The sequence below is a fragment of the Bradyrhizobium sp. genome (assembly GCF_017881085.1).
Lineage (GTDB): Bacteria > Pseudomonadota > Alphaproteobacteria > Rhizobiales > Xanthobacteraceae > Bradyrhizobium.
This window is the reverse complement of sequence record NZ_JADGRI010000009.1, coordinates 1-15,237: the sequence shown is the minus strand read 5'-3', so window position 1 is coordinate 15,237 and position 15,237 is coordinate 1. Positions and strand designations below refer to the sequence as shown.

10 protein-coding genes are annotated in these 15,237 nt (G+C 63.7%); all 10 read right to left on the bottom strand.

The window, feature by feature from the left end; genetic code table 11:
• Positions 1-8: 8 nt before the first annotated feature.
• The gene (locus QZ213_RS01965) at positions 9-6,290 is read right to left on the bottom strand and encodes a HAMP domain-containing protein (RefSeq protein ID WP_291684361.1); all 6,282 of its coding nucleotides are present in this window, start codon (positions 6,288-6,290) and stop codon (positions 9-11) included.
• Between the two features lie 336 nt (positions 6,291-6,626).
• Entirely contained in the window at positions 6,627-7,445 is an 819-nt protein-coding gene (locus QZ213_RS01960) for an MlaD family protein (protein ID WP_291684360.1), read from the bottom strand.
• 258 nt (positions 7,446-7,703) lie between these two features.
• A complete protein-coding gene (locus QZ213_RS01955) occupies positions 7,704-8,426 on the bottom strand; it encodes an ABC transporter ATP-binding protein (protein WP_291684359.1) in 723 nt (240 codons plus the stop codon).
• Positions 8,423-9,172, bottom strand: coding sequence for an ABC transporter ATP-binding protein (locus QZ213_RS01950; protein WP_291684358.1), 750 nt, complete (start codon positions 9,170-9,172; stop codon positions 8,423-8,425). Before QZ213_RS01950 ends, QZ213_RS01955 begins: the two co-directional genes overlap by 4 nt.
• A complete protein-coding gene (locus QZ213_RS01945) occupies positions 9,169-10,122 on the bottom strand; it encodes a branched-chain amino acid ABC transporter permease (RefSeq protein ID WP_291684357.1) in 954 nt (317 codons plus the stop codon). The genes QZ213_RS01950 and QZ213_RS01945 overlap by 4 nt, the downstream gene beginning before the upstream one ends.
• Entirely contained in the window at positions 10,119-10,988 is an 870-nt protein-coding gene (locus tag QZ213_RS01940; protein ID WP_291684356.1) for a branched-chain amino acid ABC transporter permease, read from the bottom strand. Before QZ213_RS01940 ends, QZ213_RS01945 begins: the two co-directional genes overlap by 4 nt.
• A gap of 79 nt (positions 10,989-11,067) precedes the next feature.
• The gene (locus QZ213_RS01935) at positions 11,068-12,330 is read right to left on the bottom strand and encodes an ABC transporter substrate-binding protein (RefSeq protein ID WP_291684355.1); all 1,263 of its coding nucleotides are present in this window, start codon (positions 12,328-12,330) and stop codon (positions 11,068-11,070) included.
• 84 nt (positions 12,331-12,414) lie between these two features.
• Complete coding sequence (locus tag QZ213_RS01930) at positions 12,415-13,596, bottom strand: ABC transporter substrate-binding protein (RefSeq protein ID WP_291684354.1); 1,182 nt, start codon at positions 13,594-13,596, stop codon at positions 12,415-12,417.
• A gap of 264 nt (positions 13,597-13,860) precedes the next feature.
• The gene (locus QZ213_RS01925) at positions 13,861-14,784 is read right to left on the bottom strand and encodes a dioxygenase (RefSeq protein ID WP_291684353.1); all 924 of its coding nucleotides are present in this window, start codon (positions 14,782-14,784) and stop codon (positions 13,861-13,863) included.
• A 78-nt stretch (positions 14,785-14,862) separates the two neighbouring features.
• On the bottom strand, positions 14,863-15,237 hold a 375-nt coding region (locus QZ213_RS01920; protein ID WP_291684352.1), incomplete at its 5' end, for an acetate--CoA ligase family protein.

Sequence of the window (15,237 nt, the reverse complement as noted above, 5' to 3'; positions counted from 1 at the left end):
TGCACCGGTCAGCGATGGAGCCACATGCGGATGGCGAGGAGCAATTGCTCGGTGTTAACAGGCTTTGCCAGATAGTCGGAGGCACCGGCCTCCAGGCACTTCTCGCGATCGCCTTTCATCGCCTTGGCGGTCAGCGCGATGATCGGAAGCCGGCGGAATTCCGGGTTTTCCCGGATCACGCCGATGGTCTGATAACCGTCCATCTGCGGCATCATGATGTCCATCAGGACAATGGCGATCTCGGGATTCGATTCGACCAGCGCGACTGCCTCGCTGCCGGTCGTGGCGGTGAGCACCTTCATGCCGCGCCGCTCCAGCACGCTGGAAAGCGCGAAAATGTTGCGGGCATCGTCATCTACCAGCAGCGCGGTCCGGCCAACGAGGTCCTCGTCGGAACTGTTGAGCTTCTCCAGCATTCGCTGCTTCTGGACGGGCAATTCCGTGATCACACGGTGCAAGAACAGCGACGTTTCATCAAGCAGCCGTTCGGGCGATTCCACGCCCTTCACCACGATGCTTCGCGCCATCGTATGCAGTTCCGCGTCTTCCTCGATCGAAAGCTCGCGGCCGGTGAATACGACCACGGGCACGTTGGACAATGAATCATCCTTGCGGATGGAATCCAGCACTTCGAAGCCGGTCATGTCGGGCAGCCGCAGGTCGAGGACAACGCAGTCGCAGGGGTTCTCGCGCAGCGTGGAAAGGGCGCCCGCGCCGGTGCCCGTCGTGACGATCTCGATGTCATCGTGGTCCAGGAGTTCCCTGATGCTCATCTGTTCAACTGCATTGTCCTCCACGATCAACAGCCGCTTGCGGCGGGGTTTTGCATACTCCTTGATGTGGGAGAGCGCGGCGCTCACGCCTTCGGTCGTGGTCGGCTTGCTGACGAAGGAGAACGCGCCGCGCGCCAGCGCATGCTGGCGGTCTTCGTCCAGCGTGATGATCTGGACCGGGATATGCCGCGTCAGCGGATTATGCTTGAGCTGGCTCAGAACCGTCCAGCCGAGCATGTCCGGCAGGAAGACATCGAGCGATACCGCCGTAGGCTGGAACTGTTTTGCCAGGTCCAGCGCTTCCGAGCCTCGTGCGGCGACAAGGACTTTAAAACCCTTGTCGCGGGCGAGATCGACCAGCACGCGGGCATAATGCGGGTCGTCCTCCACGATCAGAAGAATGGTGTCGCCCGGTTCGAGGGTGAGCCGGTCGTCCGGAAGCTGCTCGATAACGCGCTCCTGCGCTGCGGCCGGCAGCGCCGGCGCAACGCTGTATTGCGAGGCGGCACTGACCCGCGGCGCCACTGTCGGGCCGGAATATTTCAGCGGCAGGTAGAGAATAAACGTGCTGCCCTTGCCGGGCGTGCTCTGCAGATGAATCTCGCCGCCGAGCAGGCTCGCAAGCTCGCGGCTGATGGCGAGGCCCAGGCCCGTGCCGCCATATTTCCGGCTGGTGCCGGCGTCGGCCTGCTGGAACGCCTCGAAGATCAGCTTCTGCTTTTCCAGGGGAATGCCGATGCCGGTATCGGACACCTCGAAGGCGATCACGGCCGGCGAATGGTTGAGCACGGGATGTTCGGCGCTCCAGCCGCCGAGCGCCGCCGAGACGCTGAGGCGCACGCCGCCCTCGGCGGTGAACTTGAAGGCGTTGGACAGCAGATTCTTCAACACCTGCTGCAGGCGCTTGGAGTCGGTGACGATGCTGCGTCCGAGATTGGGATCGACCTCGATGTTGAACGACAGCTGCCGGTTTTCCGCTTCGTGCCGGAACGGGCGTCCCACGGTTTCCAGGAGGTTGGAGGTCAGGATTTCCTCGGCATCCACGGTCACGGTTCCCGACTCGATCTTGGAGAGGTCGAGGATGTCGCTGATCAGATTCAACAGGTCGGTGCCCGCGCCATGGATGGTGCGCGCGAATTCGACCTGCTTGGCCGTCAGATTTCCGTCGGGGTTTTCGGTGAGCTGCTGGCCCAGGATCAGGATGCTGTTGAGCGGCGTGCGCAGTTCGTGCGACATGTTGGCCAGGAATTCCGACTTGTACTTCGAGGTCAGCGAAAGCTCGGTCGCCTTCTCCTCGAGCGCGCGCCGTGCCTGTTCGATTTCCTGGTTCTTGCGTTCCACCTCGACGTTGCGTTCGGCGAGCTGCTGCGCCTTCTGCTCGAGCTGCTCGTTGGTCTGCTGCAGCTCCTTCTGCTGGGTCTGCAGTTCCCCCGCGAGTTGCTGCGACTGTTTCAGCAGCCCTTCGGTCTGCATCGTGGCCTCGATCGAGTTGAGCACGATGCCGATCGAGTCGGTGAGCTGCTCGAGGAAGGTCATTTGCGACGTCGTAAAGGCGCTGACGGAGGCGAGTTCGATCACCGCCTTGACCTGATTCTCGAACAGCACCGGAAGCACCACGAGATTCTTCGGCACCACCCGCAGCAGCGCCGAACTGATCGGCGCCGCGTCGTTCGGGATGTCCGACACCAGCCGCTGGCGCTTGTCCATCGCGCATTGCCCGACCAGCCCGTCGCCGAATTGCACGATGGGCTGATGCGGACTCACGCTGTCGCCGGCGTAAGCCGACAGCAGGCGCAATTGCGGACTGTCCTCGTTCTCGACCTGGTAGATCACACCCATATGCGCGTTCACCAGCGGCGTCAGCTCCGTCAACAGCAGCCGGCCGACGGTGGTCAGGTCGCGCTGACCCTGCAGCATGTTGGTGAATCGGGCGAGGTTGGTCTTCAGCCAGTCCTGCTCGGTATTGACGTCGGTGGTAAGCCGCAAATTGCCGATCATGGTATTGATGTTGTCTTTCAACTCCGCGACTTCGCCTCGCGCGTCGACCTGGATCGAACGGGTCAGGTCGCCCTTGGTCACCGCGGTCGCCACTTCCGCGATCGCACGCACCTGCGAAGTCAGGTTGGCCGCCAAGAGGTTGACGTTGCCGGTCAGGTCCTTCCAGGTGCCGGCGGCGCCGGGGACGTTGGCCTGGCCGCCGAGGCGGCCTTCGACGCCCACCTCGCGCGCCACGCTGGAGACCTGATCGGCGAAGGTCGCCAGCGTCTCGGTCATGTTGTTGATGGTGTCGGCGAGTGCCGCAACTTCGCCCTTCGACTTCACGGTAAGATTTTGCTTCAGATCGCCATTCGCAACGGCGGTCACCACCTTGACGATGCCGCGCACCTGTTCGGTCAAATTGGCCGCCATGAAGTTGACGGTGTCGGTCAGGTCCTTCCAGGTTCCGGCCACGCCGGGCACCTGCGCCTGGCCGCCGAGCTTGCCTTCGGTGCCGACTTCGCGCGCGACGCGCGTCACCTCGCCGGCGAAGGCATTGAGCTGGTCCACCATGGTGTTGATGGTGTTCTTGAGTTCGAGAATCTCGCCCTTGACGTCGACGGTGATCTTGCGCGAGAGGTCGCCGCGCGCCACGGCGGTGGTGACTTCGGCGATATTGCGGACCTGCGTCGTCAGGTTGGCCGCCAGCAGGTTGACGTTGTCAGTCAAATCCTTCCAGGTGCCGCCGACGCCGGGCACCACCGCCTGGCCGCCGAGGCGGCCTTCGGTGCCGACTTCGCGCGCGACGCGCGTCACTTCGGCGGCGAAGGAGCGAAGCTGCTCCACCATCGTATTCAAGGTGTCCTTGAGCAGCAGGATTTCGCCGCGGACGTCGACCGTGATCTTTTTCGACAGGTCGCCGCCGGCGATCGCGGTTGCGACTTCGGCGATGTTGCGGACCTGCGCGGTCAGGTTCGACGCCATGAAGTTGACGTTGTCGGTGAGGTCCTTCCAGGTGCCGGCGACCTCGGGCACTTCGGCCTGACCGCCCAATTTTCCTTCGGTGCCGACCTCGCGCGCCACGCGCGTCACTTCCGAAGCAAACGCGTTGAGCTGGTCGACCATGGTATTGATGGTGTTTTTCAGCTCGAGGATTTCGCCCTTCACGTCCACCGTGATCTTGCGCGACAGGTCGCCGCGCGCGACCGCCGTGGTCACTTCGGCGATGTTGCGGACCTGCGCGGTCAAATTGCCGGCCATCGAATTGACGCTGTCGGTGAGGTCCTTCCAGGTGCCGGCCACGCCGGGCACGTTGGCCTGGCCGCCGAGGCGGCCTTCGGTGCCGACCTCGCGCGCCACGCGCGTCACCTCACCGGCGAAGCGGTTGAGCTGATCGACCATGGTGTTGAGCGTTTCCTTGAGCTGCAGGATCTCGCCGCGCACGTCCACGGTGATCTTGCGCGACAGGTCGCCGCCGGCGATCGCGGTCGCGACCTCGGCGATGTTGCGCACCTGCGCGGTCAGATTGCCGGCCATCGAGTTGACGCTGTCGGTGAGGTCTTTCCAGGTGCCGGCCACGCCGGGCACTTCGGCCTGGCCGCCGAGCTTGCCGTCGGTGCCTACTTCGCGGGCGACGCGCGTGACCTCGCCGGCGAAGGCGTTGAGCTGGTCGACCATGGTGTTGAGCGTTTCCTTCAGCTGCAGGATTTCGCCGGACACGTTCACGGTGATCTTCTTGGACAGGTCCCCCTTGGCCACCGCGGTCGCGACTTCGGCGATGTTGCGGACCTGGCCGGTCAGATTACTGGCCATCGAGTTGACGCTGTCGGTGAGGTCCTTCCAGGTTCCGGCGACGCCGCGCACCAGCGCCTGGCCGCCCAGCTTGCCTTCGGTGCCGACCTCGCGTGCCACGCGCGTGACTTCGCCGGCGAAGGCATTGAGCTGGTCCACCATGGTATTGATGGTGTCCTTCAGTTCGAGAATCTCGCCGCGCACGTCCACCGTGATCTTCTTCGACAAGTCGCCATTGGCGACCGCGGTCGTCACCTCAGCGATGTTGCGGACCTGCGCCGTCAGATTGCTCGCCATCGAGTTGACGCTCTCGGTCAGGTCTTTCCAGGTGCCGGCGACGCCGAGCACGTTGGCCTGGCCGCCCAGCCTGCCGTCGGTGCCGACCTCGCGCGCCACGCGCGTGACTTCGCCGGCAAAGGCGTTGAGCTGGTCGACCATGGTGTTGAGCGTTTCCTTCAGCTGCAGGATTTCGCCCGACACGTTCACGGTAATCTTCTTGGAGAGGTCGCCGCCGGCAATGGCGGTCGCGACGTCGGCGATGTTGCGGACCTGCGCCGTCAGGTTGGACGCCATGAAGTTGACGTTGTCGGTCAGATCCTTCCAGGTGCCGGCGACGCCGGGCACCTGGGCCTGACCGCCGAGCTTGCCTTCGGTGCCGACCTCGCGGGCGACGCGCGTCACTTCCGAGGCGAAGGAATTGAGCTGGTCGACCATCGTGTTGATGGTGTCCTTCAGCTCGAGGATTTCGCCCCGGACGTCGACCGTGATCTTGCGCGAAAGGTCGCCGCGCGCGACGGCGGTGGTGACGTTGGCGATATTGCGCACCTGCGCGGTCAAATTGCCGCACATCGCGTTGACGGAATCGGTGAGGTCCTTCCAGGTGCCGGCGACGCCGGGCACGATGGCCTGGCCGCCGAGCTTGCCGTCGGTGCCGACCTCGCGGGCCACACGTGTCACTTCGGAGGCGAACGAGCGCAGCTGGTCCACCATGGTGTTGATGGCTTCCTTCAGCTGCAGGATCTCGCCGCGGACGTCGACCGTGATCTTCTTGGACAAGTCGCCGTTGGCGACCGCGATGGTCACCTCGGCGATGTTGCGGACCTGGCCGGTGAGATTGTTGGCCATGGAGTTGACGCTCTCGGTCAAGTCCTTCCAGACGCCGGTCACTTCGGGGACCTGCGCCTGGCCGCCGAGCTTACCTTCGGTGCCGACCTCGCGTGCCACGCGCGTCACCTCGGAGGTGAACACGCTGAGCTGCTTGATCATGGTGTTGACGATGGTGGCCGACTGCAGAAATTCGCCGCCCAGCGGACGGCCGTCGACGTCGAGCTGAACGGTTTGCAACAGGTCGCCCTGCGCCACCGCGGCGACGGCGCGGGTCACTTCGCGGGTCGGCCACAGCAGATCGTCGATCAGCGTGTTGACGGAACCTTCCATGTCGGCCCATGAGCCACTTGCCAGTCCGAACTTGACGCGCTGGCGGGTCTTGCCTTCACGACCGACGACCTGTCCGACGCGCTCGAGCTGCTGGGCCATGCGCTGATTGGCGGCGACGATTTCATTGAAGGTGTCTGCGATCTTGCCCTCGATGCCGAGATGGTCTCCGGTCATGCGTACCGAGAAGTCGCCGCTTCGCATCGCCTGAAGCGCGTGAAGCAATTCCTGCGAAGGATCCGGCTTTCCGTTGGCGTAAGGCTTTGCCTTGGCACGACGCCGGGTGGCTGGAGCGGCGGAGCCGAGATCACTCATGGAGTTCCCCTTAAGCGGCATGGCGCGTTTGCATCCGCGCGTCTACGAGTCGATCTTTCGCGTCATAAAATCGTGCGAACGATTTCGACGCAAGCGAAACCTGAGCTATTACAAATCTCTACCGCGGGCGAATCCGGACGAACGAAAATAATTCCGGCGCGGAACTTTTGTTCCCAGAGCTGAGCTAATTATTTCGATGATTGGTTGCGCCGCTATGGGCTGATTAACGCGAGGTGATCGCGTCGCTTTTGAGACCGCGGAACGGAACCTCGGCCCGTGCCGGCTTCTCCACGTTCGGTCGCCCCGCTTCCGCGCAGGAACCCCCGTAGTCGCGCTTCACTGCCGCTTCTGATTCGGCTTTCTTGGCGGGGCCGGGTTGCCGCCGCTCACGGCCTGCGGATCGAACTTGCGAGTCAGCTTGACGGCGGACTCGCTGAGATCGAGCAGCGTGCGGCGGCCTTCCTCCATCACGGTGGCGGATTTCTTGTTGAAGCTCTCTGCCAGTTCGCGAATCGACTGCACCTTCCCGAGCAATTCGTCGGCCTTGCCGTTCGCCAGCCCCGGCACAAGATTGTCGACCTTGGCCATGGCGCTGTCCATGCTGGCAAACGCATCGTCGGCCTTGCGCATGATGCTTTCGATCGCGTCGCCCTTGCTCGCCAGCGAGGCCGTATAGGTTTCGAAATTCAGGAGCGCATCTTTTACCATCGCCTGATTGCCGACGAGGAGGCGGTCGACATTGTGCAGGGAGTCGCGAATCGACTCGATCTCGCTGAGGTCGGCGGTCAGGATCGGAATGCCGTCTTCATCCAGCGGCACCGCAGCCGCGGCGGCCGCGCCGCCGGTCAGCGATATCGCCGCCACGCCGGTCAGCCCCTGGAATTCCACGCCGACCACCGTGTCCTTGCGGATGGGGGCGCTGTTATCCACCATGACGAGCGCGACGATCTTGCGGGGGTTGTCCAGCTTGAGCGACTTGATCACGCCGATCTGAACGCCGTCGAAGTTGACGCTACCGCCCTTGCGCAGACCGCTGGCCGAGCCTTCGAACACGATGCGCAGGGGGCCTTGCTGCCGCAGCGCGTGGATTTTCTGGTACCCGAGCAGGCCTGCGAACGCTGCGGCGATCAACGCCAGCGTCGTGGATCCGATCATCAAATTGCTCTTCGCCATCTGCCGATTGTACGGGCAAAGCCGGACGAGCGAAAGGCCGGGCCGTTGCGCCTCTTCCCCACTCCCCCCGCGAAGCGGCGGGGGGGTCGGGGGTGGGGGGTCTCTCAGCGCATGGACGCTCAGTTGCCGGCACTGAATCTGCCGAGGCGCCCCCCACCCCCGACCCCTCCCCGCCACGCGCTTCGCGCATGGGAGGAGGGGAGACGGCCAGCAGCCGCACTCCTCAATCAAGTTAGTGCCCTACGTCAGCGTCCATTCCTCGGCGCTGGCGCCGGCCAGCGCCCGGACTCGCCCCTCGTCGGCCGCGAGCTCTTTGGCCGTTCCTGAATAGACGACGATGCCGTCGTCCAGCACATAGGCGTTGTCGGCGATTTCAAGGCTCATCCGCGCGTTCTGCTCGACCAGCAGGACCGAGATGCCCTCGGCCTTCATCTGCTGGACGATGCGGAAGACTTCGCGCACGATCAGCGGCGCCAGGCCCTGCGAGGGCTCATCTAGAATCAGCAGCCTCGGGTTCAACAGCAAGGCGCGGCCGATCGACAGCATCTCCTGCTCGCCGCCGGACAGCTGCCGCCCGCGATTGGACTTTCGTTCCTCGAGGCGCGGAAACAGCTGGTAGATTCGCTCGATGGTCCACGGCCCTTCGCGTTCGAGCGGGACCTTGAGGTTTTCCTCGACGCTGAGGTTGGCAAAGATGCGCCGGCCTTCGGGCACATAGCCGACGCCGGATGCCGCTACGCGGAAAGTCGGCCAGCGGCTGGTGTCTTCGCCGAAGATCGTGATCCTGCCCTCGCGCGCCGGCGTCAGCCCCATCAGGCTGCGCAGCGTCGTGGTCTTGCCGGCGCCGTTACGTCCCAACAGCGCGGTGATCTTGCCTTCCGCAACGCTGAGGCTGACGCCATGCAGGATATGGCTCTTGCCGTAATAGGTGTGGAGGCCTTCGGCGGTCAGGGCTGCGGTCATGCGGCATTACCCAGATAAGCGGCCTGCACGGTCTCGTTGGCGGCGATCTCCTGCGGCGTGCCCTGCGCCAGCATCCGGCCCTGGTCGAGCACGCAGATGCGGTCGGCAAGATGAAACACCACGCGCATGTCGTGCTCGATCAACACGATCGTGTAGTTGGAGTCGCGATGCAGCCGGCGGATCAGCTGGGTGATCTGGTAGGTTTCCTGGTCCCCCATGCCGGCGGTCGGCTCGTCGAGCAACAACAGATGCGGCTTCAAGGCCAGCGCCATCGCGATCTCGGCGGCGCGCTGATCGCCATGTGCGAGCTCGCCGACCAGCCGGTCCGTCTTGGTTTCCAGCGAAACCAGCTTCAGCGTCTCCTCGACACGGGCATGCACCTGGGCGGCCTCGTTGCGGTTGATCCAGGGTCGCAGCCGGAAGCCGCCGGCCACCTCCGCGGCGATCCGGACGTTTTCGAACACGGTGAGCTCCGGGAAGATCTCGGTGATCTGGAAGGTCCGGGCCATGCCCTGGGTGACGCGCTCATGGGTGGAAAGCCTTGTGATGTCGCGGCCATCGAAGGTGATGGAGCCCGAGGTCGGCGGAAAAAATCCCGAGATCAGGTTGAAGAAGGTGGTCTTGCCGGCGCCGTTCGGTCCGATGATCGCGCACAGTTCGCCCTTCGCCACCGACAGCGAGACGTCGCGCACCGCCACCAGATTGCCGAACCTCTTGGTGACGTTGTTGATGTCCAGAACGTTCATGCCTTGCTCCGTTGCAGGAAACCCAGGAGTCCGCGCGGGAAGAACAGCACGACCAGGACGAACAGGAGGCCGACGAACGACATCCAGTTGACGGTGATGCTCGACAGATAATCCTGCAGCACCACGAACACGGCGGCTCCCAGCAGCGGGCCCCAGAAGCTGCGCATGCCGCCCATCACCGCCATCATGACGAAATCGCCGGACTGGCTGTAATGCAGGCCCCTCGGGTCGGCGAAGTTGTTGACCAGCGCGTAGAGCGCGCCGGCAAATGCCATGAAGAAGCAGGACAGCGTGAACGCGATCCAGATGTGGCGTTCGACGGGGATGCCGAGAAAACGGGCGCGGCGTTCGTTCTCGCGGATCGCGATCATGGTGCGGCCGAACGGCGAACGCAGGATGAAGGCCATGGCGCCGACCGCCAGCGCGAAGCAGAACAGCACGAAATAATAGAAGTTATTGGCGCTGGAGAGAATGTCGATCTTGAAGGCGCCGAAATCGAGCGGCTGGCGCGAAAAGCCGCGCAAGCCGTCGTCGCCGCCGGTCAGCGAGCTCCACTGGAAGGCGATGTAGTAGAACACCTGGCCGAACGCGATCGTCACCATGGCGAAGTAGACGCCGCGGCGCCGTACGATCAGGGTGCCGAGGACGGCGCCGCAGAGGCCGCCCAGCAGCATTCCCGCGACCAGCGCCAGCGGCGTGCTGAGCGCCACGAATTTCAGCGCCAATCCGGCGCCATAGGCGCCGAGACCGAAATAGGCGGCGTGGCCGAACGACAGTACGCCGGTAAATCCAAGCAGGAAGTTCAGCGACATCGCTGCCAGCCCGAGCACCAGCACGCGGGTGGCGAGGGCGGTATAGCCGCCGAGCGGCACCATCCAGTAGGGGGCGAGCAGCAGGGCTGCCCAGATCGCGGCGAGCGCGATCAATTTGCGGGTTTGCTCGGCACTCAACTCATCATTCCTTCTTCGCCGAACAATCCGCGCGGGCGCAACAACAGCACCACCGCCATCATGACATAGATCACCGCCTCGCTGGCGGCCGGGAAAAACACCGCCGTCAATCCGGAGGCCACTCCGATCAAGAGGCCGCCGGCCAGCGTTCCCGGCAGGCTGCCGATGCCGCCGACGATGATGGCGATGAAGCTCGGCATCAATAGCCCGGTGCCCATGGTCGGCTCGAGGCCGAGTTGTCCGGCGGCGAGCACGCCGGAGAGGCCGGCGAGAAAGATGCCGACGGCGAAATTGAGCGAGCGCAGCATCTGCACATTGATCCCCAGCGCCGCCACCGTATCGAGGTCGAGCGTGCCGGCCCGGATGCGAATGCCGAGGCGGGTATAGCGCAACAGCAGGAACAACAGCGCCACCGCGATCACCACCACCGCCACCATGAACAGGCGGTAGCCGGTGATGAAGAACAATTCATTGCTCAACGGCTGCGCCAGAAATGCGGGAATGGTGACCGGCTTGCCTTGCGGGCCGAAGATGAACCGCGTGCCGTCCTCGATCATGAAGGCGAGGCCGAAGGTGAGCAGCAGGCTGTAGAGCGGATCGCGCCCGTAGAGCGGCCGGATCAGCACGCGCTCGACGGCGAGCCCGATGATCGCGGTCAACGGCGGCGCCAGCAGCAACGCGCCCCAGAAGCCGATATAGGGCGTAATCGTATAGGCGATGTAACCGCCGATGACGAGAAACCCGCCATGGGCGAAATTGATGACGTTGCTCAGGTTGAGAATGAGCGACAGGCCGAGCGCCATCAGCACATAAAAGGCGCCGATGATGAGCCCGTTGGTGACGTTAAACAGAAGCAGTTGCCACATAATTCACCGAAAGAAATTCATGCATCTCGCCCGGGAGGCGGAAGCCTCCCGGCGCTCAGGGAAAACGCGGACTTCAAGCTTAAGACGGCCACTGCACGTTGCAGCCGGTTTCGCTGACGGCAGGCGCGGTCTTGTCGCCGGCGACGATCTCGTCGACGCGGAACAGGTCCTCCGCGTCGTCCTTCCCCTTCGACTGCGCCTCGCCGACGAAGGCCGATGTCATCAGCTGATGATCGCCCTTGCGGTAGTAGACCTTGTTCGGCTGCAGCTTGACGTCGTCGGGCAGCTCGAAATTCTCCAGCGCGGCAGCAAGCTTGACCGCGTCGGTCGTCTTCTCCTGGTTCGCGATCAGGGCGAAGGTCATCGCCGAGGTGTAGCCGAACCAGTGCCGCGCGGTCGGGACATTGCCGTTGTTGACCTTGCGGATATCGGCGACGAATTTCTCGACGCCGGCGATGCCCGGCTGTTTCCAGTACCATTCGAACATCCAGACGCCGATCCGCGCTTCCGGCGGCAGCGACGCGAGCGACTCCAGTTCCTGCTGCGTTCCCGCCACATGGATCTGCTTGTGCAGGCCGAACTGCACGACCTGCTTGAGGCAGTTGATCATGTCGGAGCCCTGCACCAAGAGGATCAGCACGTCCGGATTGGCGGCGCGCGCCTTGATCAGATAGGCGGAGTAATCGGTGGTGCCGAGCGGCGTCAGTTCGTTTCCGGTGACGCTACCGCCGAGCTTCTTCAGATCGTCGGTGCAGGCATCATACAGCGTGTGGCCGAACGCGTAGTCGGGCGTGATGAAGTGCCATTTCTTGCCGTACTTGGTGAACAGCACGCCGGAGACCGAATTGGCTTCCATCCGCGTGGTGTTGCAGACGCGGAACACGTTCCACTTGCAATCCTTGCCGGTGATGGAATCGGTGTGGCCGCCGGATACGATGTGCAGGATCTTCTTCTCGGCGGTGACCTGGGCGATCGCCGCGGCGATGCCCGAATTGACGTCGCCGATCATGAAATTGACCTGGTCGCGCTCGATCAGCTTGCGCGCCTTTTGCACGCCGGTGCCGACGTCATTGGCGGAATCTTCCACCAGCAATTCGACCTGACGGCCGAGAATGCCGCCCTTGGCGTTCATCTGCGCGACCGCGAGCTTGGCGCCCATCACCTCGTTGCCGGCTGGTGCTGCGTAAACGCCGGTGAGCGGATCGACCATGCCCATCCGGATCGGCGTCTCGCCGCGCGCCTGGATGATGAAGGGAGAAGCCATTTGGAAGGCACCGAGCGCGGCGGCGCCTTTGATCAGGGTGCGGCGATCGAGTTTCGGATTGAAAATGTGCGATGTCATGGGGTCCCTCTGCAGTTTTCGTGGAGTTTCTTCTTGGAATGGCGCCGGCTGCGTGGAGGCAGCCGGCGCAGCGTCGTCTATCGCCTAAGCCGGCCACTGAATCTTGCAGCCGGTAGCCTCCGCCGGACCGGCGGCTTTCTCGCCGGGCACAGGGTTCTTGACCGAGAACATGTTGTCCGGATCGCCCTTGGGCGGGTGCGCCTCGCCGACGAACACGGTGCTCATCAATTCGTGGTCGCCGGCTCGGTACGCCGGCGCGCCCGGTTGCAAGGCAACTTCCGGCGGCAACTTGAAGCCGGACAGCGCGTGCGCCAGTTTTGGCGCATCCAGCGTCTTCTCCTGGTTCGCGATCAACGCCAGCGTCTGCACCGAGGCATAGCCGAACCAGTTGCGCGCGGTGGCCGAGGCGCCCGTGATCTTCTTGATCGCGGTATTGAATTCCGCGACGTGCGGCACGCCCGGCTGGTCCCACCACCATTCCATCGTCCACCATCCGACCCGCGCACCGTCCGGCACGGCGCGGATGCTCTCAAGCTCGAACAGGGTGCCGCCGACCGCCATCTGCTTGTCGAGGCCGAACTGCACGAACTGCTTGAGGCTCGAAACCTGGTCGCCGCCGCCCATGACGTTGATCAGGACCTGCGGACCAAAGGCCTTGGCCTGGATCAAATAGGCGGAATAATCCGCCGTGCCGAGCGGAACCAGCGCGCCGGAAGAGGTGCCGCCATTGGCCTTCAGCAGCTTCTCGAAGCCGGCCTGGACCGAGTGGCCGTAGGCGTAATCGGGTGTCAGGAAGTACCATTTCTTGCCGAACTTCTCCATCAGCGTGGTGGCGATGGCATTGGCGTCCATGGTGGTGGAGTTGCAGACCCTGAACACGTTCCAGGAGCAGTTGGCGCCGGTGATCGGATCGGTGTGCCCGCCCGAGACGATATGGAGCACCTTCTTTTCGCTGGTGACCTGCGCCATCGCGATCGCGATGCCGGAATTCACGTCGCCGATGATGAAGCTGACATTATCGCGCTCGATCAGCTTGCGGGTTTTCTGCACGCCGGTGCCGACATCGTTGGCGGAGTCTTCGATCAATAGTTCGACCGGCCGGCCGAGAATCCCGCCTTTCTTGTTGATCTCCTCGGCGGCGAATTTGGCTCCCACCACTTCGCCTTGGGCAATCGCGGCATAAACGCCGGTCAAAGGATCGACCATGCCGATCTTGACCGGCGTTTCGCCGCGGGCCTTGATGATGAAGGGGGATGAGAATTGCACCGCAGCAATTGCGGCAGTCGATTTCAAAATAGTCCGCCGATCGATCGGTCGGGATCGTCGCGAAATACCCATGCTGTCCTCCCCAGACAAGGTTATGTCTTTTGATGGCCGGCATTCTTCGATGCCTTGATCGGCGGGGAGCCTAGCCTTTCCCGCTCGGCTTTGCCAATCGTCAACCTGCGGGAATCCTGCAACCTTCGGCCTAGGGCCGTGTGCCCATAAAGCAGGCCAGCGGCGATTTGGACGCCGGACGGCCGCTCCTGCCTATCGGCCCCGCGGCGTTGCGGCCTCGGCCTTGGCGCGGATGGGCGCGACCGGACGCTTGGCCTCGCCGGGCTCGATGACAAAACGCTGGTCGAGCGAATACCAGGGGGCTGCGAAACCCGGCTCGGGCGAGGGCTCGTCATGGCGAACGTAATTGCCGATGAGCGCACGCGTCACGCCGAACTGCACGTCCGACTCGATGTGTTCGTCGTCGGGCGAATAGATTTGCGAGATCAGTGTTTTGAAGCCGGGCTTGTAGACCATGAAGTGCAGGTGCGCCGGCCGGTAGTTGTGGCGGCGGGTGGCCTTCACCAGTTCGCCGACCGGACCATCGACGGGAATCGGATAGCCTGCGGGCTTGACGCTGTGAAAATGGAAGCGTCCCGCCTCATCGGAAACGAAGCGCCCGCGCAAATTCATCTCGGCCTGCGCGGGATCCTGGTTCTCATAAAGGCCTTCCGGCGAAGAGTGCCAGACGTCGACTTCGGCTCCCGCGACGGGACGTCCTTGTCCATCCTCGATCGAGACCCGAACGATCAGCCCGGGGCCCGGGGTCGGCGAACGCACCAGACTATCGCCGCTGGCGCTCAGCGGCTGGTCGTCGCGCCAGAACGGCCCCAACAGGTTGGCCTGGGTTTCGGTCTGGCCGTTGTTGCCGTTGTTGAGCAGGCAGACGAGCGAGGACACCCCCAGGGAGCCTGCCATCAGCACCACTTCGTTGTGCGAGGCGGTGGTCTTCTGGCCCATCGCGGCGATGATCCCGACCGCCTGCTGGAATTCGCGCTCGGTCAGGCGAACCTCGCGCACAAAGCCATGCAGATGCCGCACCAGCGCCAGCAAGATCTCGCGCAGCCGCGGATCCTCGGTGCGGCTGACGGCCTCAGTGACGGCGTCCGTTACCATGGCCTGATTTTCGATGATCATTTTAGACCTGCTGACCTCTACGGCGCAGCCCTGCCGCGCCTTTGTAAGCCACGCTTTGGCTGATGCTTCGCCGCGGCATCAATGCCCGGCGGCGCTCCTGGCCGCGGCGTTGTTGAGCACGATCAGGGCGTCGACGGCGACGCCGGTCCTGGTGTTGATCAGAAACGGATTGACGTCGATCGAGGCGATCCGGGTACCGGCGTCCGCTATCAGGTTGGACAGGCCGACCAGCGCCTTCACGGCGGAAGCCTCATGCAGTGCCGGCTTGCCGCGATAGCCTTTCAGCTTCACGCCGGCCTTGGTGCGATGGATCAATTGCTTGGCCTCCGCCGCGTCGAGCGGAGCACCGGCCAGCGCGACGTCCTTCATCAGTTCGATATCGATACCGCCGGTTCCGAACAGCACGACGGGACCCATTTCGGCATCAAGCGCGGCTCCGATCACAAGCTCGAG

Excerpts from the sequence above, each read along its gene's own strand:
- QZ213_RS01935 (WP_291684355.1), bottom strand. The coding sequence starts at position 12,330 with ATGACATCGCACATTTTCAATCCGAAACTCGATCGCCGCACCCTGATC.
- QZ213_RS01940 (WP_291684356.1), bottom strand. The coding sequence starts at position 10,988 with ATGTGGCAACTGCTTCTGTTTAACGTCACCAACGGGCTCATCATCGGC.
- QZ213_RS01925 (WP_291684353.1), bottom strand. The coding sequence starts at position 14,784 with ATGATCATCGAAAATCAGGCCATGGTAACGGACGCCGTCACTGAGGCC.
- QZ213_RS01965 (WP_291684361.1), bottom strand. The coding sequence starts at position 6,290 with ATGAGTGATCTCGGCTCCGCCGCTCCAGCCACCCGGCGTCGTGCCAAG.
- QZ213_RS01960 (WP_291684360.1), bottom strand. The coding sequence starts at position 7,445 with ATGATCGGATCCACGACGCTGGCGTTGATCGCCGCAGCGTTCGCAGGC.
- QZ213_RS01955 (WP_291684359.1), bottom strand. The coding sequence starts at position 8,426 with ATGACCGCAGCCCTGACCGCCGAAGGCCTCCACACCTATTACGGCAAG.
- QZ213_RS01950 (WP_291684358.1), bottom strand. The coding sequence starts at position 9,172 with ATGAACGTTCTGGACATCAACAACGTCACCAAGAGGTTCGGCAATCTG.